We start from the raw sequence: 20,511 nt of genomic DNA on the forward strand, positions 1-20,511 counted from the left end.
CGCCGGGGCCCTATTCCTTCAGCAGCTTGTCGATTTCCTGGTTGAAAGCCGCCGTTTCCTCCGTGTAGTACTTGCCCGTGCCGGGGCCGCTGAAGCCGGTGTGTATCTTGCGCACCGCGCCCTTCTTGTCGATGAAAATGGTGGTGGGGAAACCCAGAAACTTGGCCAGCTGCGGCATGGACTTGGCCACCGAGTCCTTGTTCGATACGCCGCCCACGGCCAGGTCGTAGCCGATGTTGAACCGCGCTTTCATAACGCGCAGGCGCGCCGCGGCCTTCTCGTACTCGGGCATCCGCTCGTAGCCGAGGCCGATGATTTCGACGCCACGCTGCTTGTTTTTCTCGTACCACGGGGCCAGGAAGTTGGTCTCGTCCATGCAGTTGGGGCACCACGAGCCCAGCACCTGCACCACCACCACCTTGCCGCGGTACTTGGCGTCGGTGGGCGAAATGCTGGCACCCGGCACGACGCTCGGGAACTTGAAGCTTAACCGACTTTCACCCTTTCTGAGGTAGGTGAGCGTGTCGGCGTCGGGCAATTTGGCCTTGGGGTCGAGGGTGGCCGTCCAGGTTTCGTGGCCGGTTTTGCCGGAGTAGAAGTCGCCGAACAAGGTGTTGGGGGCGTACTCCTTGGTGATGTCGACGGGGGCCTTGGGGCCGTTTTGGGCAATGAATAAAAAGGCGTGGCTGCCGTCGAAGGTGCTCAGGCGCAGCTGCTGCCCGCTCACCACGCCGCTGAGGTAGCGGTAGTCGCCGGTGGTGGTGAGGAAGGTGCCCGTCAGGCGGTTGCCTTGCTGGGCGAAAACCCCCGTGGCCGGGTAGCCCTCCTTGCCCTCGCCGAAAGTAGCCCGCCAGGTGCCGTCAAAGCTACCCGGCTTATCGGCCGATTGGGCGGCCGGAAACAGCTCCTGGGCCCCCGCCGTAGCCACCAGCGGCACGCGGTAGGGCCCCTTGGCGTCGTACTTCACCCAGTTGCCTCTCAGCTTGCCGGCGCCATCGGCTCGCACCACCAGCGCCGCGTCGAACACGTGGAGCTTGATGGTGGCCGAATCGCCGGCGGCCGAGATTTCGGGGCAGCGCAGGCGCTCCTCGCCGTTCAGGCCTTTGTTGATGAGGTATACTACCGGCTGGCCGGCTTCAGTTTTCACTTCGAACAGGAACGGCAGCTGCTGGCCCTGCACGGCCAGCTCGCCGCGCCAGGGCCCCGGCGTAAGCAGCGCGGCGGCCGACGCGGCGGTGCCAGTGGTTTCGGTCTTGGTGGAATTTCCCTGGCAGCCCGCCAGGCTGAGCACGGCCCCGGCTAGCAGGGCGGGCACGATATTTTTCATGATGACGATTAAAAAAACAAACCCGAAGCCCACACAACCCGGCCCGGCCCAAGTAAGTTAAAAGACCCGGCCCCGTGGCGAAATAACGCCCATCGGCCGGATTAGGCGTTACCTAACGGGTATGCTACATTTGCACAACCACTCTTTATATACCGTCCTATGGCTTTTGACCTGGAAATGATTCGCGGCGTGTACGCCGGCATGGGGGCCCGCATCGAGGCGGCCCGCGCCGCCGTGGGCCGCCCGCTCACCCTCACCGAGAAAATTCTTTACGCCCACCTTTACGGGGGCGACGTGAAGCAGGCGTACGAGCGTGGCGTTTCCTACGTTGATTTTGCCCCCGACCGCGTGGCCATGCAGGACGCCACTGCCCAGATGGCGCTGCTCCAGTTTATGCAGGCCGGCAAGCCCACCGCCGCCGTGCCCAGCACCGTGCACTGCGACCACCTCATCCAGGCCAAAGACGGCGCCACCGAGGACTTGGCCGAAGCCAACACCGAAAACAAGGAAGTCTACGACTTCCTGGCCTCGGTTTCCAATAAGTACGGCATCGGCTTCTGGAAGCCCGGCGCCGGCATCATCCACCAGGTGGTGCTCGAAAACTACGCCTTCCCCGGCGGCATGATGATCGGCACCGACTCGCACACCCCCAACGCCGGGGGCCTGGGTATGGTGGCCATCGGCGTGGGCGGCGCCGACGCCGTGGACGTGATGGCCGGCATGGCCTGGGAATTGAAGTTTCCCAAGGTTATCGGCGTGAAGCTGACCGGTAAGATGAGCGGCTGGACTTCGGCCAAAGACGTGATTCTGAAAGTGGCCGGCATCCTCACCGTGAAGGGCGGCACCGGCGCCATCGTCGAGTACTTCGGCGAAGGCGCGGAAAGCCTGAGCTGCACCGGCAAAGGCACCATTTGCAACATGGGCGCGGAAATTGGGGCCACCACCTCGGTGTTTGGCTACGACGAGAAGATGGGCGACTACCTGCGCGGCACCGGCCGCGCCGAAATTGCCGAAGCCGCCGCCGCCGTGGGGGCCCACCTGCGCGCCGACGACGAGGTATACAACGACCCGGGCAAGTTCTACGACCAGCTCATCGAAATCGACTTGAACACCCTGGAGCCCTACGTAAACGGCCCCTTCACGCCGGACGCCGCCTGGCCCATCTCGGAGTTTGCCGCCGCCGTGAAACAGCACGGCTGGCCCGAGAAGCTGGAAGTGGGCCTCATCGGCTCGTGCACCAACTCGAGCTACGAGGACATCACCCGCGCCGCCTCCATCGCCGCGCAGGCCGTGAGCAAGGGCCTGCACGTGGCCGCCGAGTTCACCATCACGCCCGGCTCGGAGCTGGTGCGCTACACCGTGGCCCGCGACGGTCTGCTCGACACGTTTGCCGAGATGGGCGGCGTGGTGCTGGCCAACGCCTGCGGCCCGTGCATCGGGCAGTGGGCCCGCCACACCGACGACCCCAAGCGCAAGAACTCCATCATCACGAGCTTCAACCGCAACTTCGCCAAGCGCAACGACGGCAACCCCAACACCCACGCCTTCGTGGCCTCGCCCGAAATCGTGACGGCCTTCGCCATTGCCGGCGACTTGACCTTCAACCCCCTCACCGACACGCTGCCCGGCACCAACGGCCCCGTGAAACTCGACGAGCCGGTGGGCGTAGAGATGCCTCCCCGCGGCTTTGCCGTGGAGGACGCCGGCTTCCAGGCCCCTGCCGCTGACGGCTCGGGCGTGCAGGTTATTGTAAACCCGGCTTCTGACCGCCTCGAATTGCTGGAGCAATTCAAGCCCTGGGAAGGCACCGACCTGACCAGCCTGCGCGTGCTCATCAAGGCCAAGGGCAAGTGCACCACCGACCACATTTCGATGGCAGGGCCCTGGCTGAAATACCGCGGCCACTTGGATAACATCTCCAACAACATGCTCATCGGGGCCACCAACGCCTTCAACGACGAAACCAACTCGGTGCGCAACTTCGCAGTGCAGGGCGACGGCTACGCCACGGTGCCGCAGTCGGCCCGCGCCTACAAAAGCATGAAAATCGGCACGGTGGTCATCGGCGACGAGAACTACGGCGAAGGCAGCTCGCGCGAGCACGCCGCCATGGAACCCCGCCACCTCGGCGTGCGCGCCGTGATTGTGAAGAGCTTTGCCCGCATCCACGAAACCAACCTGAAGAAGCAGGGCATGCTCGGCCTCACCTTCGCCAACAAGGCCGACTACGATCTGATTCAGGAAGGCGACCTCATCGACATCCTCGGCCTGACGAGCTTCCAGCCCGGCCAGCCCCTGCAAGCGCGCCTGCGCCACGACGACGGCGACACGGACCTCATCACCCTCAACCACACCTACAACGAGGGCCAAATCGCTTGGTTCAAAGCCGGCTCGGCCCTGAACCTGATTCGCCAGAAAGAAAGCGGCGAAGCCCAGCTCTCGCAGAAATAAGCGGCCCACGCCAGCAGTTTTACCGCAACGGCCGCCCCAGCTTCTGGGGCGGCCGTTGCATTTGGTGCCGCGTTGCAAGTGGCGGCTTTAGGCGGTGGCCCCGCGGGGCGCATAAATGCGGCCGTTGAGTAGCAAGCCGAGCCGGGTGTGGCGTACGCAGAAGTGATAGGTCAGCAGCAGAATGATGAACGTGGGGCCCAGGATGAGAAGCAGCTTAATCGGCCAGTGCCAGCCGTAGGGCGCAACGAGCAGTTGAAAAAAGATGATGATGGGCAGGTGAATTAGGTACCCCCAGTAGGCTGCATCGGACAGGTAACGCACGACGGGGTGGGGCGCGGAGAAATACGCCAGCATGTACCCTACAAAGGCACAAACCGTCGTCGTCGACGCAAAGGCGTAGACGAAATTAATTGCGGCGGGCAACCGGCTTGCGGTGGTGGCATCAAGCCGGTGGCCCAGGATTTTCAAGCCGAAAAGCAGGCCGATCAGCAGGCCGCTGGAAACCAAGTTCACCACCCTGAACTGACGCAAGGCGTTCAGCAGGTGAGCTTGGCGGTGCAGCAGCCAGCCCAAGGCAAAGTATAGAAAGTACAGCGCAAAAGGGGCCCAACGGGGCCATAGGCTCGATTCTGGGGTGTCGACCCCTAGCCCGTCCGTCATGGCCAGCATGGGAGGAACGGCCAGCACGGCCAGGGCCAGACTGCCCCACCAATGCGCCAGCGCCGAGGCCAGGGCCTGGTCGGCCAAGGTGCGCGCCTGGTGCAGGGCGCCGGGCCAGCGGTTGGCAGCGGGGCGAACAACGGCCACACACGCGCAGAACAGGAGCAGGTAGTAGAGAAACCAGAGGTGCATCAGCGGCACGCCCTGCACCAACCGGTACACCGCTGGCAGCTTGGCAAAAGCTTGCCGCAAGGGCAGGCCGCTGGAGTGCTGGATGCTCCACACCCACAGTGCGGCCACTAGCACATAGTCAAGGGGCCAAAAAATGAGGAGGGGCAGCCCCAGGCGTTGCACTCGGTTGGCCACGAACCCACGGAGGCCCTGGCGGTGGTAGAGCAGGTGGGCAAAATAGCCGGCCATCAGAAAAAACACCTGCATTCTGAAAATATGGAATACATAGTAGGCCGCCTCCAGCAGCAGGCTGCTTTGGGTATCCTGGGCCGGGCCATATATTTTATTGGCCACCAGCGACTCCAGGCCGTGGTAAACGATGCCAATGAGCAACGCAAAGCCACGGGTGGCGTCGAGGGCGTGCACACGGTACGGGGCCGCCGTGAGGGGGGCCGTACCGGAGGAGGGAGTAAGCATAAGGGGCGAAGGAAGCGGGACGGACAAGCCCTTCCAAGCAATGAATACCTTGCAAACCCTAACCTAAAAACATAATTTTAAAAGATGCGGCTCGCGGGCGAAAAGTAATTCGTTTCCGCACGGTTGTAGCTGATAGTCATTGGGAACCTATTTCAGAAATCCCTGGAGCGTCATGCTTTGGCAAGCGTAGCATTCTGATATTCATATTAATTTTCGGCGACTTCCTAAACAGCTGCTAAGAGTAGTCTACGCATCGCAGCCGCGAGGCCAGCCTGGTAAGAGTTGCGCACTAGCCCGGCGCGGCGATGCCCAGGGCCCCCAGTTGCGCGGCGTACTTCTGGTAAATCACCTGTAGGTCGGCGTTGTGCTTAGCGGCGTCCACGCCGGTGCTCACGTTGCGGGCGTGGAAGCGGTGCAGGTGGCTGAAGTGCGGGCACACCACGGGCAGGTGCCCGGCCAGCAGGAAGCGGACGTACAAATCCAGGTCTTCGGCCATTTTCAATTCCTCGTCGTAGCCGCCCACTTCGTCGATGAGGGCGTGGCTGTAGCACACGTTGCCTTGCAGGAAATGCTCGGCCCGGAAAATGGCCTGGAGCATGGCCGCGGGGGTGTCGAACTGCCAGGCGTAGTAGTCCTCGCCCGGCAGGTAGCGCAGGTTTTCGTCCACGCGCAGGAAATCGGCCACTAGCCACGGGCGGCCGGGGTTAGCTTCGATTTGGGCCCCGTAATGGTAGAGGGCGCGCTGGAGGAGCAGGTCGTCGTCGTCGAGCGGCACGAGCCAGGCATCGGGGGCAGCCTCGCGGATGGCCAGGTTGCGGGCGCGACCTACGGTTTGGGGGGTGCCGTGGTGCCAGTGGCGCAGCGGGGGCCCCGGCTGGGCAGCGGCGGTGCGCAGGTAGGCGGCGGTGTCGTCGTGCGAGCCGTTATCGAACACGAAGTGGTCAAAGGAGAAATCGAGCGGGGTGCCGGTGGTGGCCCGGACGCTGGCCACGGCCTCGGGCAGCAGCGCGCTACGGTCGTGGGTGGGGGTGATGACGGAAAAGTGCATAGTTGGCACTTGTTCGGCCGGCGCGCTAATAAGGTTGCACCCAGGGGCCCCAAAGCCTCGGAAATGCGCCGTTCCTACCTTACTTGCCGCTTCATTCGCTGCTCACCCCTTTCCTCTTGCCGCCATGACGCCCCAACAACCGTCGCCAGCTTTCATCGGTGCTTCCTGGCTTGCCCTGGTGGCGGGCATGGGCGCCTTCATGGTGGGCTTGTTTAACGCCGCGATGCCCCTGAACGAGAAGGGCTACTACTTCACCATCCTCATGTACGGGTTGTTTTCGGCCATTTCGCTGCAAAAGAGCGTGCGCGACCGCCTCGAAGGCATCCCCGTCACCAACATTTACTACGGCCTGAGTTGGTTTTCCACCGTGCTGGCCATCGGGCTGCTGGTAGTGGGCCTGTGGAATGCCACGCTGGCGCTCAGCGAGAAAGGCTTCTACGGCATGTCGTTTCTGCTGGCGCTCTTCGCCGCCATCGCCGTGCAGAAAAACACGCGCGACGCCCAGCGGCCCACCGCGCAGGGCCCCAATTGAGCAGCTATCAGTTGTTTGTAACGATATTAGGACGCCAGATGAGCATGACGGCCTTATTTGACTCAATCGGCTGTTTAGTTACAGGGTAGCCACCTGCGATTCCCGCGCCTCGCGGGGCTTTTGCACGAGGTAGTAGTAGAGCAAAATGCCGAGCCCGATGAAGAACGGCACCAGCGCCAGGTGCTTACCGGTGACGCCCGGGGCTACCACCACCGTGTCGAAGTGGAAGAATTCGCTGGCCATCCAGTACGAGTTGGCCGTGATCCAGAACACGATGGCTAGGTTGTGGGCCAGCTCTGACTTGTAGGCCCGGGTGCGCCAGGCGATGACAATGGCAATGCCCAGGGTGGGGGCCACCATCAGCAGGCCCAGCGTTTTCCAGATCATGCACCAGCTGATGTCCTTGACGAGCCAGAACAGGATGTGGGTGTTTTCCATCTTCCGGTACGCGGCCGGGATTTGGTAGATTTCTTCGTCGGCGGGGGCTTGAGGAGCGGGCATGGGCGCGGCTAAAAACCAAAGGTAGGGGCCCCTGGCGCGTTATTTCTATGGCCGCCGTGCCGTACTTGCAGCCCTAAACCCCACCGTATGATGGCCGCTTTTCTCCGCAAAACCCTGAAAATTACCGGCTACGCGGTGGGGGCGGTGGTGGGCGCCGTGGCCCTGTACATGGGCACGGCGCTGGTGCTCGAACGCATTCCGGTGGCCAAGGCCGACCCCGGGGCCCCGGCCGACGTGCCCGTCTTCATCCGCACCAACGGCGTGCACTCCGACCTGGTGCTGCCCGTGCGCACCGACCAGTTCGACTGGACGCAGCAACTGCCCTACGCCCACACCCAGGCCAACGACCCGTCGTTCGACTACGTGGGCATCGGGTGGGGCGACAAGGGCTTTTACATGGACACGCCCACCTGGGCCGAACTCAAGCCCAGCACGGCCATCCGGGCGGGTTTCTGGCTGAGCACCACGGCCATGCACGCTACCTTCTACCGCGCCGCCGACCTGGCGCCCTCGCCGGCCTGCGTGCCGCTGCACCTGAGCCGCGCCGAGTACGCCCGGCTCATTGCCTACATCCAGGCCAGCTTCCAGCACGACGCGGCCGGCAACGTGCGCTGGATTCCAGGCCACAGCTACGGCCCCGACGACGCCTTTTACGAGGCCCACGGCACCTACAGCATCCTGCGCACCTGCAACACCTGGACCAACAACGCCCTGAAAGTGGCCGGCCAGAAAGCCAGCCTCTGGACGCCCTTCGAGGCGGGCATCTTCTACCAGTACGGCCAAAGCGGCAAGCCGCCCGAGGGCACCGCCGAATAGGGCCCCGGGGCCCTACCGGGCATGAAAAAGCCCCGCGGGCCAGGAGCCGTCGGGGCTTTTCGCAGCTTGGCTGCGGGCGATGAAAAGGGTTAGTTGAGCCAGAGTTCGGCCACCTGCTCGAAGCGGTGGGGGGCAAAGGCGCCGTAGGGCCGCTCGGCGTGGAAGCCCAGCACGTGCACCTGGGGCGCGCCGGTGCGCACATGGGGCAGCACCCGCACGGGGTACACACGGCCGGCGGCGGGCCAGTCGCCGATGTAGTCGGCGGGGCGGTGTTCGGCGTTCACGCAGCGAGCGAAAAGCTGCACGGGAGCGGGGGTCGGGAGCTTAACGTTGGACATACCCAAAGATACGAAATAATTGTGATGCACTAAAAATATTGGCAGTATTTTTTACTGCACCGACAATGGTAGGAAATTGTTATGAGGTTTAGATTAAAATCTCATTAAAAATAGTTTATGCCCCATTATGCGCAAAAAGACGCAATCGAGGGCCTGAATTTAATTGCTGATAAACCGGCTGTTTGCTAACATTAATAGTTGCTAAGCAGGCGTTGGCCACCGCCCGCAAAAGGGGGCCCGGGCCCCATCGGCGGCCCGCGTGGGGCCCCGGTGCCTTTCTTTGCCGGCATGAAAACCGCAACCTTGGCCCTGCTGCTGGGCCTGGCCGGCGCCGCCCGCGCCCAGGGCCCCGCCAACCTTGTGCAGTACGCCCACCCGCTGGTGGGCACCGCCAAAATGGGCCACACCTTCCCCGGCGCCACGGTGCCCTTCGGCATGGTGCAGCTCAGCCCCGACACCGACACGGTGGCCTACGCCACGCCCGAGGGCAAGTACAACCCCGACGTGTACCGCTACTGCGCCGGCTACCAGTACGACGACCCCACCATCGTGGGCTTCAGCCACACGCACTTCAGCGGCACGGGCCACTCCGACCTCGGCGACTTCCTGGTGATGCCCACCGTGGGGCCCCTGCGCCTTAACCCCGGCACCGCCGACCGGCCCGGCAGCGGCTACCGCTCGCGCTACGCGCACAAAACCGAGGTGGCCGAGCCGGCCTACTACCGCGTGAAGCTCGACGACCCCGGCGTGCTGGCCGAGCTTACGGCCACGGCCCGGGTGGGCGTGCACCGCTACACGTTTCCGCAGGCCGCCGACGCGCACATTGTGCTCGACTTGATGGCCGGGATTTACAACTACCCGGGCAAAAACGTGTGGACGTTTGTGCGCGTGGAAAACGACTCGCTGGTGACCGGCTACCGCCAAACCAACGGCTGGGGCCGCACCCGCACCGAGTACTTCGCGCTGGCGTTTTCGAAGCCCTTCGCCCACTACGGCAGCCGCAACTACGACCAAAAGGAACCCTACCGCGGCTTCTGGGGCCGCTTCGACCAGGTGCACGACTGGCCCGACCTGGCCGGCCACCAGTTGCGCCTGCACTTCGACTTCGCCACCCGGGCCGGCGAGCAGGTGCTGCTGAAAATGGCGCTGTCCTCCACCAGCACCGCCGGGGCCCTGCGCAACCTGCGCGCCGAGGCCCCGGGCTGGAACTTCGACGCCCTGCACCGCCAGGGCCAGGCCTTGTGGCAGCAGGAGCTGGGCAAGGTCGAAATCCAGGGCCCCAAGGTGGACAAGGACAACTTCTACACGGCCATGTACCACGCCTGCCTCAGCCCCACCATCTACCAGGACGTGGACGGCCAGTACCGCGGCCTCGACCAGAACAACCATCAGGCGGAAGGCTTCACCAACTACACCACGTTCTCGCTCTGGGACACGTTTAGGGCCCTGCACCCGCTGTTTAACCTGATTCAGCCCAAGCGCAACGCCGACATGGTGCAGTCCATGCTGGCCCACTACGACCAGAGCGCCGAGCACATGCTGCCCGTGTGGAGCCACTACGCCAACGAAAACTGGTGCATGAGCGGCTACCACAGCACCACCGTGCTGGCCGACGCCGTGCTCACCGGCACCGTGCCGGCCGCGCAGGCCGAGCGGGCCCTGGCCGCCTGCGTGGCCACCGCCCGCCACCGCTGGTTCGACGGGCTGGGCGACTACCTGGACCGCGGCTACGTGCCCGACGGCCGCAGCGGCACCTCCGTGTCCACCACCCTCGAGTACGCCCTCGACGACTGGTGCATTGCCCAGCTGGCCCAGAAGCTGGGCCACGCCGACCTCTACCAGGAGTTCAGCAAGCGGGCCGGCAACTGGCAAAACGTGTACGACGCCCGCATCGGCTACATGCGGCCCCGCGCGGCCGACGGCACGTTCCGGGCCAAGTTCGACGTGCTGAGCACCAACGGCCAGGGCTTCATCGAGGGCAACGCCTGGAACTACAGCCTCGCCGTGCCCCACGACCCCGCCGGCCTGATTGCCAAAATGGGCGGCAACGCCCGCTTCGTGCCGCACCTCGATTCGCTCTTTACGATGAGCCTGCCCGACAAGTTCTTCGCCGAAACCGAGGACATCACCCGCGACGGCATCATCGGCAACTACGTGCACGGCAACGAGCCCGCCCACCACGTGGCCTACCTCTACAACTGGACCGACCAGCCCTGGAAAACCCAGGCCCGCGTGCGCATGATCCTGCCCAAGATGTACCACCCCACGCCCGACGGCCTGGGCGGCAACGACGACTGCGGCCAGATGAGCGCCTGGTACATCTTCAGCGCCCTGGGCTTCTACCCCGTGGCCCCCGCCTCGGGCGAGTACGCCCTGGGCAGCCCCGCCGTGCAAGGCGCCGTGCTCCGCCTCGAAAACGGCAAAACCTTCACCGTCACCGTCAAAAACCAGGGCCCCAAAAACGTCTACGTCCAGTCCGCCCGCCTCAACGGCAAGCTGCTAACACGCCCGTTTCTGCCCGTGGCGGAGGTGATGGGCGGCGGAGAGCTGGCATTTGTGATGGGAAGTAAACCGAAGAAGAAATGAAATTTTTCTTGTGTTGGTCAATTAATTTAGGGCGTGAGGACAATTGGCCTAGCCAAGGTTCTTAAAATAAAAAGGGGGGTCGTGCTCATCTATCGTCCGCGCAGCCGAAGCATCTCTCCCGCTGGCTAATCACTGATTACGGCCGCAGTAGAGATGCTTCGGCTGCGCGGACAACAGATGAGCACGACCGCCTTACTAATCGTTTACTCTTGACTAAATACTTAAATAAGTTAAGACGATGAATAATTAAAAAAGGACAGTTAGCGGGCTTCCCGGGCCGCTGAAAAGCGCACCTTGTGGTGTTGGTTTACAGCCGCAAACCGTTCATTTTTAATAGGCTACCCTCGTACCCATGGTGGGCTTTGTAGAAGAGTCTACTGCAAAAGCAGTATCCCGAAATTCGAGGCGAATTCTGAACAATTCAGGGCCCAGCGCAACGAACGGTTAGCGCTCAAGCAGAATTTCCGTCCCTAGAATCACCAAGTCTACCCGGCCTTTCAACGTCTGGTCGAGGAAGGGCGTATTCTGGGATTTAGATTTCATGAATTCCCGCGTGAAGGTCGTTTCCGCTTCGGTATCGAACAAGAGGCACTCGGCTTGTTGGCCCACTTCGACGGCAGCTACCGGCAGGCCCATCAGGCGGCGTGGCTCTGCCGAGTAGCGCTTCACTACCAGGTCCCACCCGAACTTTTTGGGCTCAACGAAGTGGTGGTAGAGCGAGACAAGGGCCGTATCCAAGCCGGTGATGCCATTGGGCGCGCTAAGGAAATCCTGGGCTTTTTCGAACGGCGTGTGCGGCGCATGGTCCGTGGCAATGAGGTCGAATACGCCTTCAACGAGCCCTTCGAGCAGGGCATCACAATCCGCCTGCGTCCGCAGCGGCGGGTTCATTTTATAGTTCGTGTCGTAGTCGCCGATGTGCTCGTCGGTGAACATCAGGTGGTGCGGGGCCACTTCCGCCGTCACCTTCACATCGCCGCGGGATTTCCACCAGCGGATGGTTTCCATGCCGAGCTTGCTGGAAACGTGCTGGATGTGCACGTGCGCGCCCGCCGCCCGGGCCAGGCGAATGTCGCGGTCGATGATGATTTCCTCCGCGCACGCCGGCGAGCCCTTGATGCCGAGCCGGTAGCTCATCACCCCTTCGTTCAGGGCGCGCGGCCCGGCCAGCTCCGGCACCTCGCAGTGGCTGGCAAAAAACATCCCAAACTCGGTGGCGTACTGCATCGCCCGCAGCAGCACCGCCGGGTCGTTGGTGGTGTCCCCGTCGTCGGTGAGCATTTTTACCCCGAGCTCGCGCATGCCTTCGATTTCGGCCAGCTCCTTGCCCTCGCGGTTTTTGGTGACGCAGCCGGAGGTGTACACCGGAATGCGGGACCGGAGCTTGGCATTTTCCAGCACGGTGGCCACCGCGGTTGCCGAGTCGAGGGCCGGGCGGGTGTTGGGCATCATCACCACGCCGGTAATGCCGCCGTTGATGGCCGCTTCGCTGCCCGTGGTGATGGTTTCCTTGTTCTCAAACCCTGGGGCGCGGAAATGGACGTGGGCATCAAACATGCCGGGCATCAGCACCCGGCCGCGCGCGTCGATGACCCGGGCGCCCTCGGGAATGGCCAGGTTGGGGCCGATGTCCTGAATTTTCCCTTCGACAATCAGGACATCGGCCTCAAGAAGCACGGGGGAATTTTCAGAGGCGATGCGGGCGTTTTGAAGGAGAAGCATGAGTTGGTAATTTCTGTAAGCCGCAAGGGTTATGGAAGATGTAAATTAAAGAGCGGAGTCAGCCGCTGCGTCTGGCGTTCAGGGCATAATCACCGTGGAGCTGGCTCGCTGCTGTGCGACATACGATTCCTGCCGCGGGAAATCCCCGCCCGGCGTGAGCCAGTCGAGCACGGCCATGCGAACGGAAATCCCGTTTTCGACCTGGTTGGTGATCAGGCTGCGCTCGTAGTCCATCACGGCGTCGCATAGCTCAACCCCCCGGTTTACGGGTCCGGGGTGCATAATGTAGAGGCCGCGGTCGCGGATTTCTGCCAGCCGGGCGTTGGTGATGCCGTAGACGCGGTGGTATTCCCGGACGTTGGGGAAAAATTGCACGTCCTGGCGCTCCATCTGCACGCGGAGCAGGTACACGACATCGGGCGACCAGGCCATGGCCGCCTCATAGTCGGTGAAGCGGCGGATGCTTTCCGGGATATACTTGGGCACGAGCGAGCCCGGGCCCAGGTAAGCGACCTCGACGCCCAGCTTTTGCAGCAGGGTGCTGGTGGAGCGCGCGACGCGGGAGTGGAGAATATCGCCGATGATGAGGACTTTTTTGCCCCTGGGGTCGGGAAATTTTTCCTTGATGGTGAAGGCGTCCAGCAGGGCTTGGGTGGGGTGCTCGTGCGCCCCATCGCCGGCATTGATGACCGACGCCGTGGTTTGGCGGGCAATCATACCGGGCAGGCCGGAGTGACCGTGGCGGACGACGATGTAGTCGGTGCGCATCGCCTGGAGCGTCTCAATTGTCTCGCGCACCGACTCGCCCTTGGTGATGGAGGAGTGGGCGACGTCGAAATTCGTTACCTCCGCCGAGAGGCGTTTGGCCGCAACCTCGAAGGAGGAGTGCGTCCGGGTGCTAGCCTCGTAGAACAGCATGAGCACGGACTTGCCCTCAAGGGCAGGGATTTTTTTCACCGAGTGGGTGAACAGTTTTTTAAAGGACGTGGATTGGTCGAGCAGGAACTCGATTTCCTCACGGTGAAGGGATGCGATGTCGAGCAGGTCTTTACGTGCCATACCAAAAATTGAGAAAAAGTGAGGTTGTCTAGCTAAAACGAATAAGGTAAAGTTTTATCTGCCCCTACCCTTGACAGGGAAACCGGCTGCCGACATGGGCCGGGGCGATGGCGGCAGCCGCTAGGGTTGGGGGAGAGGGTGGGGGCGTCCGAGGGGGGCGTGGGGTTTGCTGGATAAAAAAGGATTGCCAGGCAGCAACAACGAACTCAACGGGCATAAAAAAACCGTTTCGGAATCCGAAACGGTGGCGGGGCAACAATCAGAAAAAACAGCGGAAACGCCAAAGGCAAAATCAGGAAAACCAATGGCGGCGAAGACCTTCCGGTCCATTCGCGGTTCCCAGCCGAGCAGGGTTCCGCGCTTCGTCAACAGGTTTTTTGGTTGAAGCACGGTGCAAAGCTACGGCATTGTTACGTGTACTTCGAACATATCAGGCAAAGATGAGATGGTCCAGTTAAGCGAGAGCGTTTAGGATGGTATTTTTAAGTTGTTGAAGATAAAAGGCTTGTGGAATCTGGCAAACGAGCGCCGAGTGACGGCGCTTATGATTGCAATAGTCGAAATAAGCGGCCACGCTGTGCTGCGCGTCCGGCAGGCCGCGGAACACGGGCCACTCGCGCGGCATATAAGCGCGGGGCTGAATGACCCGCAGCCCGTGCCGCCGCATGGCTGCCCGCAGGCGCTGGCGGCCCCGCAGTGGCCCTGGGCTTGTAGCTCGGCCCGCCGCCGCGTGCCGTAACAGCGCTTGTGCTGCGCGAAATCTTCTTTCAGCACCTGCTGCCAGTCGGCTGCCCGCTGCGGCTCGCGCCAGGCGTAATAGTGGGCCGGCGACACGTCCAGCGTCCGGTAGAGCAGCCCGGCCGGATAGTGAACACGCTCTTGTTCAATAAACTGCCAGCAGCTCGTCGGGGCGCGGGGGGCGAGAGCCTGCACTTATAGCAGACAGCTGGCGCACCTGGGCCGCCTTGGTAGGATCGGCCGGCAGCGGGGGCTTACGCCTCGCGCTGCCACTGGTAGATGCGCTTGGGGTCTATAATCTTGGCTGCAAATACTTCAGGTGTTGAGCAGTTGGCTTGCCTACCGCCGCACTACCCCACGCGCCAGCACGCCGCCCGTGCCCAGGGCCCTAATTGTGTAGAGGCCCGGGGCCAAGCCGCTCAAATCCAGCTCGGCGGAAGCGCCGCTGCCGGGGCGGCGCAGCACCGTTTGGCCCAGAATGTTAAATATTCTAAAATTCAAGTCAACGGCTACAATGGCAGCGTATGGGCGCGTGCAATGCACTGTAAATCGATAAAAAGGCCCCACCCGCTGCGAATGACGCAACGAGTAGGGCCTTTTTAACAGCGCTTGGCTTTTTACTTCATAGCCGTCTTCAGCCGCTTGGCTTCGTCCATGTGTTTTTGGTCGTCGTCCATGATCTTTTGGACGTAGGTTTTCAGGGCCGGGTCCTGTGAGTTCTTGAGCGTATCCTTGGCTTTGCTGATGGCTTTGTCGTTTACATCGGCCATGTCGTCGAGGTATTTTTTGTCGAAGTCCATGCCGGCTTTTTCAGCTTGTAGCTTGGTCAGCATTTCTTGGCTGTCGGGGCTCAGGGTGGGGGGCAAAGTGATGTTGCGCTTGGTGGCTTCGTCCTTCAGCTCGGCCTCGTCCTTGGCGTGGGTGCTCACCGTTTGGCTGGCGTATTTTTTTACGGCAGGGTTGGTGGCGCGGGTGGCGGCGGCCTGGCTCAACTCGAACTCGGTGCGGCCGGTGTTGGCCAGGTCCACCATATAGTCGGTCACGTCTTTGGTGTCGGTGTTCGAGCCGGCGGCGGTGGCCACGGTGCCGTTGTCCACTTTCTGGTCGTTCACATCTTTGGCGGTAGTGGTGCTATCGGGCTTGGACGAGCAGCCGGTGCCAAACAACATGCCGGCAACTACTAGGGCGGGAAGGGCGATTCTTTTCATTGTCGAGTTTATAAGCAGATGAATTATAGGCCCTTAAACGGCTAATATTTCAACTAGTTCTTAAAAACAGCTTAAAACAATCGGCCTGGCTAACGTCGTTTCGCTGCTCATCGGCCCGGTTGAACCCGGGCCCCCTACCGCCGCACCACGCCGCGCGCCAGCACGCCGCCCGTGCCCAGGGCCCTGACCGTGTAGAGGCCCGGGGCCAAGCCGCTCAAATCCAGCTCGGCGGAAGCGCCGCTGCTGGGGCGGCGCAGCACCGTTTGGCCCAGGGCGTTCAGCACTTGGATTTCGGTGAGGCCGAAGCTGGGGGGCAGCTCTAGGCGCAGGGGGCCGGCGGTGGGGTTGGGGAAGGCGGCGAAGCCGGGGGCCCCGGCGATGGCCCGCGTGGGCAGCACGATGGCGTAGGCGAGGCGGGCCGCGTCGGCGGCGGCTTGCAGCTCGGGCAGGGAGCGGGCAGCCAGCACGGCGAAGGTTACTAGCACCGAATCGCCGGGGGCCAGGCGGGCGAGGCGGGTGCCGACTACCTGCGACACGTCGGCCCCGGCGGGCAGGCCGGCGGTGCGCTGGGCGCGGGCCGTGCCGCTGCTCACGGTGAGGTATTTCTCGGCGGGCGAGAAGCCGTCGGCCAGGCGCACGGGGCTGCCGGCGGGGGCGTTGTTGTCGAACGAGTATACGGCTGGGGCCCCGCCGCGCAGTAGCTGCACGCCGGCGTACACGCGGGCTGCCGCGGGGTCGTAGCAGTAGCCCAGGGCGCGGGCAGAGTCGTAGGCGGCGGCGTTGCGGCCGGGCACGCCGGGCAGGTCCCAGTCCATGAACAGGCCGGCGCACAAGGGTTTCAGGGTGTCGGCGGTGAGGTTGCGCAAAGTGTATTCTAGTACTATAAAGTCTTTGCGCGAAGCCGTGGCCCAGGCGTAGGCGCGCTGCCGCACGCCCACGCCCACCGAACGCGCTGGGGCCCCGGCCACGGGCACCGTGTCCTGGAACGCGCCCCGGGCCAGCTGGTCGGCCCGGGGCCCCGCAGGCGCGAAACCGATTTGCGCCACGCGGAAAAACGACTGCCGGACGTTGTTGCCGCTGGTGCGCAGGCGGTCGGCCACCCGGGTGGGGGAGGTGGCCAGCAGCAACCCGCCCTCGCTGAGCAGGGGCCCTTCGCCTTGGTACAGGGCGCCGTCACCAAGAGTGGCGGCGAGGTCGTCGTAGCCCAGCTTGCCGCGGCTGGTCACGGTCAGGCTGAGGTCGCCGGCGTCGAGGGTCACATAGTCGGGGTTCAGCAGCAGCTCTACAAACTGGTCGGTTTGGTAGCCATCGGCGGCCGTGAGGCGGTAGCGCAGCGTGGCCGTAGCGTTGAGCGGCACGCCAGTGGCGGCCACGGCCAGGGCGAAGGGCGCGGCCGTGTTGTCGGCGGTGGCCAGGGTCGGCAGGCCGCCCACGGCAAACGTGCCTTGCGTTACCAACACGTAGGGCGAGAGGGAGGTGAGCGTGACGGTGAGGCCGGCCACGGGTTGCAGCAGGTTTTGCACGGTGGCCACGAGGCGCAGGGTGGTGCCGGGTGCGTAGGCCCGCCGCAGCGGAGCAAAAGTGCCAGCCGTCACGCGCACTTCACGGGCGGGCGCGGCCACGGCCCGGTACATGTTCAGGCGTCCGGTGCCCAGGCGGCCCGCGTACGCGGCGTTGCCGGCCACGGCATCAACCGGGTCGGCAGTTTGGCGCAGCTGGGCGGCCACCTGGGCGGCGGTGTAGGCCGGGAACCGCTGGCGCACCAGCGCCGCGCCCGCCGCCACCAGCGGCGCCGCAAACGAGGTGCCGCCCACGGCGATGTAGTCGGCATCGGGGGCCCCCGACGAGGTGGTGCCCTGGTAGCCGTAAGTGGTGAGGATGTTGTCGCCGGGGGCCATCAAATCGACGCGCCGGGAGAAGGTGGCGCTGGCAGTTTTCTGGTCGCGCTCGTTGACGCCCGACACCGAGATAACGTGCTCGTAGGAAGCAGGGTAGAAGCGCAGGTCGGCGTTGGTATTGCCGGCGGCGGCCACCAGCACGGCGTCGCGGTTCACGGCGGCGTAAGTGCATACATCCTGCTCGAACTGGGAGTAGCCGCCCGTGCCGCCCCACGACATGTTGATAACCCGGCAGCCGTGGTCGGCGGCGTACACAATGGCCTCGTAACCCGCAAACGCGCCCCTGGCCACGTTGGGGTAGATGTTCAGGGGCATAAAACGGCAGTTGAGGCCCGCGCCCGCGATGCCGCGGCCGTTGTCGGGGGTGGCGGCGCACACGCCCGCCGCCAGCGTGCCGTGAATGATGGTGGCGTCGAAGCCCGCGTCGTTGTCGCCGTTGGCCAGGTCCCAGCCCGTGAAATTGTCCACGTAGCCGTCGTGGTCGTCGTCGATGCCGTTGATAGGGTCGGCGTAGTTGTGCTTCACGTGGGCCCGCAGGTCTTCGTGGGTGAGGCGCACCCCGCCGTCGGTGATACCGATGACCAGCGTGCTGTCGCCGCGCACCACGTCCCAGGCCCGGTAGGCCCGGATTTGCTTGAGGTAAAACTGCCCTTGCGTAAGGTCGGTGAGGGTCGAGTCGGCCCGCGGGTCGTTGGGCTGGTACAGCGGCGCGCGCACGTACAGGGGCTCCACGTAGTCTACTTCGCCCGTGCCCAGCAGCACCTTGCGGGCCCGGGCGAGGGGCAGGCCGGGCGGCACGGCCACCTCGTACACGGCCAGCAAATCCACGGCCCCAAGCTTCTCCAAGTCAAGCGGCAGCGCGTACGGAAATTTCTGGTGATATTCCGTGGCCCCGAGTTGCCGCAGGGCCCCGGCCAGCGCGGTGGGCGTGCCCCCGGGCCGCAGCTTCAGCACCAGGCGGCCGGGGATGGTGGGCGGCGCGGCACTGGCCGGGGCCCCCACCAGCCAAAAACACAGCAGTAAATAACAGATACGTAATAATTTAGCCATATTTCGATAAGTCACGGGCGCAGGTGAAAGCCCTGATTATCGGTAAAATACGGAAATATTTTGCCCACTTGCGAAGCACCGCATCCCGCAATTCTGCAAATTTTTTCGTCGTGTTGCCAGGTTGCTATTTTTTCTCCAAAATGCCAAATGAAAAACGCCACTGGGCCCCCCGTTAGCTTGGGGCCCCCACCTGCGTCGGCGCTACAAGCCGGCGCTATAAAATGTTGCGCAAATCCTCGCGTAGCGCCTCGATGCCGCGCCAGATGCTGGCCCAGGCCCCCGGCTCGGCCGCGCCGGCGCTGGCGTGCTCCGTGAGCTGGGTGGCGAGGCGGGCGCGCTTGGCTTCGAGGGCGTCGGCGTGGGCCTGGTACGTGGCAGGCGAGCCGGCGGCCGTGGCGTAGGCGCGCTGGCGCAGGGTGTGGATTTTGGCGTCCAGCTCGTCAAGGGCCCGGCGCAAGTCGGCGGCGGAAAGGTGCGGGACGGGGGCAGCGGGCGAGTTGGACATGGCGCGGGGTGGGAAAGTGCAAACCCAATGTACTACACCGGCTCTGAAAACGCTACCCGGGGCCCCAAGTACGCGGCAGGCCCGCCTCGCGGGCCAGCGGCGCGGCCCCCGACTCCCACAGGGCCCCCAGCACGCCGGTGGCGGCAGCAGCCAGCTCCAGGTGGTAGTCGGCGTGCAGGCGGTGGCTGAGCTTGAGGGCCTCCTGGGCGCGGCGCACCAGGTGCTGGAGCAGCGGCTGGGTGGGGCCGTGCAGCCGCGCCACGGTGGGGCCCTGGTGCCGGAACACGTTGGCCAGCAGGCGCCAGCTCAGCTCGGCCTCGCCAAAGGCGTCGTCGGTAACCTTGGCGTGGTAACCCAGCCGGGCCTGCACCTGGCGCAGCACCACCAGCAAGTCGTTGGGCGTGTGGTGGAAGCCCCGCACCGGGTCGTCGACCAGCGCGCGCAGGGCAGCGCGGCGGGTTTCCAGCGCGTCGGGGCCTTCCAGCAGGCGGTAGGCGAGCTGCTCGGTCAGCACCGCGTCCTGCGCCACGAGGCGGGCCAGGAGTTGGTCTTTCTCCTTCTGCGGCAGTTGGAACAAGGCTTTGCGCAGGTCGGGCGGAAGGGCGGGCATTCGGGAAGGGCTAAGCGGTTGCGTTCCGCCGAATAACGTGCGTTACGGCGCTTGGGTGGCGCGCCGGGGCCCTACCAAGCGCCAGCCGCCCAGCATAACAATTGCCGCGAGGAACCAAGCGGAAACGCGCCACTCGGGTTGCAGCAGGGGCCGTAGCCATGCGAAGCGCCAGAATGGAATTGAAGGCGGCATGGACGGAATAACATCTTCCGTCCTGATGCACCCAACTATACTGCCATGATGCGTTTTTCCATCAGAGTACCACGTGACGCTGTTGAAATCAAAATTTGCTGGGCGACGTCGCTCATGGATTTCGGTGAGTGCATAAAAGGTGATGGGTTTGTGTACAATGTCAAACCAATACCTCCTGACATTTTCACGGACCATTAAGTCTAGCACAAAGATCAAATCTTTATAGCGAGCCGTTTGTGTAAAGCGTACCCGTACCCTCCCCTGGTGCGCAGAGTCAGCCATTATGGTGCGTACATCATTTGTTATGCTGGCGTGTTCGCGCGCGACATTTTCAGGTTTCCCAGTGATGTAAGTGTTACGCCAAGGGCCCATAGCGCGAACTTTAGCTGCTAAATAAGGTAGCGAGTAAGGACTGAAGTCCGGGTGATCAGGCCGTGGAAGCACTAGCATTGTTAACCGTAGCATGGTTCTCGGCTTCAACCGTTCCTGCCAGGGCCCCAGCACCACGCAGCCCAGCCACAGCAGCCCTGCCAGTGCCAACAGGCCCGGCGGGAACAGCAGCGGGCGGCGGTGGCGGCGGGGCAGGTAGAAGTGCATGGGGCGAAAGCGTTAAAACGTGAGG

Annotated in this window: 18 protein-coding genes; 5 read left to right on the forward strand and 13 right to left on the reverse strand. The window is 63.5% G+C overall.

Annotated features, from left to right (window positions below; genetic code table 11):
* Window positions 1–10 precede the first annotated feature (10 nt).
* A complete protein-coding gene (locus tag AXW84_RS06405; RefSeq protein WP_068238989.1) occupies window positions 11–1,327 on the reverse strand; it encodes a TlpA disulfide reductase family protein in 1,317 nt (438 codons plus the stop codon).
* A 159-nt stretch (window positions 1,328–1,486) separates the two neighbouring features.
* Here AXW84_RS06405 and AXW84_RS06410 point away from each other — a divergent pair, with 159 nt between their 5' ends.
* A complete protein-coding gene (locus AXW84_RS06410) occupies window positions 1,487–3,778 on the forward strand; it encodes an aconitate hydratase (RefSeq protein ID WP_068230236.1) in 2,292 nt (763 codons plus the stop codon).
* An 87-nt stretch (window positions 3,779–3,865) separates the two neighbouring features.
* On the opposite strand, the gene AXW84_RS06415 is transcribed toward AXW84_RS06410, so the two are convergent.
* Together AXW84_RS06415 and AXW84_RS06420 are read right to left on the reverse strand one after the other, a co-directional pair.
* Window positions 3,866–5,086: an acyltransferase family protein gene (locus AXW84_RS06415; protein ID WP_068230240.1), complete on the reverse strand. Its 1,221-nt coding sequence runs from the start codon at window positions 5,084–5,086 to the stop codon at window positions 3,866–3,868.
* A 289-nt stretch (window positions 5,087–5,375) separates the two neighbouring features.
* Window positions 5,376–6,134: a glycosyltransferase family 2 protein gene (locus AXW84_RS06420; RefSeq protein ID WP_068230243.1), complete on the reverse strand. Its 759-nt coding sequence runs from the start codon at window positions 6,132–6,134 to the stop codon at window positions 5,376–5,378.
* Between the two features lie 124 nt (window positions 6,135–6,258).
* On the opposite strand from AXW84_RS06420, the gene yiaA reads away from it, so the two are divergent.
* Entirely contained in the window at window positions 6,259–6,666 is a 408-nt protein-coding gene (gene yiaA / locus AXW84_RS06425; protein WP_068230246.1) for an inner membrane protein YiaA, read from the forward strand.
* A 78-nt stretch (window positions 6,667–6,744) separates the two neighbouring features.
* Here the strand turns inward: yiaA and AXW84_RS06430 are convergent, their stop codons facing one another.
* A complete protein-coding gene (locus AXW84_RS06430; RefSeq protein ID WP_204248427.1) occupies window positions 6,745–7,167 on the reverse strand; it encodes a hypothetical protein in 423 nt (140 codons plus the stop codon).
* 87 nt (window positions 7,168–7,254) lie between these two features.
* Here AXW84_RS06430 and AXW84_RS06435 point away from each other — a divergent pair, with 87 nt between their 5' ends.
* The gene (locus AXW84_RS06435; protein ID WP_068230249.1) at window positions 7,255–7,983 is read left to right on the forward strand and encodes a TIGR02117 family protein; all 729 of its coding nucleotides are present in this window, start codon (window positions 7,255–7,257) and stop codon (window positions 7,981–7,983) included.
* An 89-nt stretch (window positions 7,984–8,072) separates the two neighbouring features.
* Here the strand turns inward: AXW84_RS06435 and AXW84_RS06440 are convergent, their stop codons facing one another.
* Window positions 8,073–8,321 carry a hypothetical protein gene (locus tag AXW84_RS06440; protein ID WP_068230253.1) on the reverse strand — a complete coding sequence of 83 codons (249 nt, stop codon included), beginning with the start codon at window positions 8,319–8,321 and terminating at the stop codon, window positions 8,073–8,075.
* Between the two features lie 288 nt (window positions 8,322–8,609).
* Between AXW84_RS06440 and AXW84_RS06445 the strand changes: the two genes are divergently transcribed.
* On the forward strand, window positions 8,610–10,907 hold the full coding sequence (locus AXW84_RS06445; RefSeq protein WP_068230256.1) for a GH92 family glycosyl hydrolase: 2,298 nt from the start codon (window positions 8,610–8,612) through the stop codon (window positions 10,905–10,907).
* Between the two features lie 444 nt (window positions 10,908–11,351).
* Here AXW84_RS06445 and AXW84_RS06450 read toward each other — a convergent pair whose 3' ends face one another.
* Entirely contained in the window at window positions 11,352–12,629 is a 1,278-nt protein-coding gene (locus AXW84_RS06450; RefSeq protein WP_068230259.1) for a dihydroorotase, read from the reverse strand.
* A 78-nt stretch (window positions 12,630–12,707) separates the two neighbouring features.
* Entirely contained in the window at window positions 12,708–13,688 is a 981-nt protein-coding gene (locus AXW84_RS06455; protein ID WP_071891058.1) for an aspartate carbamoyltransferase catalytic subunit, read from the reverse strand.
* A gap of 166 nt (window positions 13,689–13,854) precedes the next feature.
* On the opposite strand from AXW84_RS06455, the gene AXW84_RS24580 reads away from it, so the two are divergent.
* Window positions 13,855–14,073 carry a hypothetical protein gene (locus tag AXW84_RS24580; protein ID WP_157886852.1) on the forward strand — a complete coding sequence of 73 codons (219 nt, stop codon included), beginning with the start codon at window positions 13,855–13,857 and terminating at the stop codon, window positions 14,071–14,073.
* 692 nt (window positions 14,074–14,765) lie between these two features.
* Here the strand turns inward: AXW84_RS24580 and AXW84_RS06465 are convergent.
* The 6 genes from AXW84_RS06465 to AXW84_RS24585 all read right to left on the reverse strand — a co-directional run bounded on the left by AXW84_RS06465 (window position 14,766) and on the right by AXW84_RS24585 (window position 20,486).
* The gene (locus AXW84_RS06465; RefSeq protein WP_157886853.1) at window positions 14,766–14,927 is read right to left on the reverse strand and encodes a T9SS type A sorting domain-containing protein; all 162 of its coding nucleotides are present in this window, start codon (window positions 14,925–14,927) and stop codon (window positions 14,766–14,768) included.
* 116 nt (window positions 14,928–15,043) lie between these two features.
* Window positions 15,044–15,634, reverse strand: a complete 591-nt coding sequence (locus AXW84_RS06470; protein WP_082773738.1) for a DUF4142 domain-containing protein — start codon at window positions 15,632–15,634, stop codon at window positions 15,044–15,046.
* A gap of 134 nt (window positions 15,635–15,768) precedes the next feature.
* Complete coding sequence (locus AXW84_RS06475; protein WP_082773739.1) at window positions 15,769–18,582, reverse strand: S8 family serine peptidase; 2,814 nt, start codon at window positions 18,580–18,582, stop codon at window positions 15,769–15,771.
* Window positions 18,583–18,796: 214 nt separating this feature from the next.
* Window positions 18,797–19,087 carry a hypothetical protein gene (locus tag AXW84_RS06480; RefSeq protein WP_068230274.1) on the reverse strand — a complete coding sequence of 97 codons (291 nt, stop codon included), beginning with the start codon at window positions 19,085–19,087 and terminating at the stop codon, window positions 18,797–18,799.
* Window positions 19,088–19,139: 52 nt separating this feature from the next.
* Window positions 19,140–19,697, reverse strand: coding sequence for a hypothetical protein (locus AXW84_RS06485; RefSeq protein WP_068230277.1), 558 nt, complete (start codon window positions 19,695–19,697; stop codon window positions 19,140–19,142).
* Window positions 19,698–19,739: 42 nt separating this feature from the next.
* Complete coding sequence (locus AXW84_RS24585) at window positions 19,740–20,486, reverse strand: hypothetical protein (protein ID WP_157886854.1); 747 nt, start codon at window positions 20,484–20,486, stop codon at window positions 19,740–19,742.
* Between the last annotated feature and the right edge of the window lie 25 nt (window positions 20,487–20,511).

It is taken from the genome of Hymenobacter sp. PAMC 26628, assembly GCF_001562275.1.
Classification (GTDB): Bacteria; Bacteroidota; Bacteroidia; order Cytophagales; family Hymenobacteraceae; genus Hymenobacter.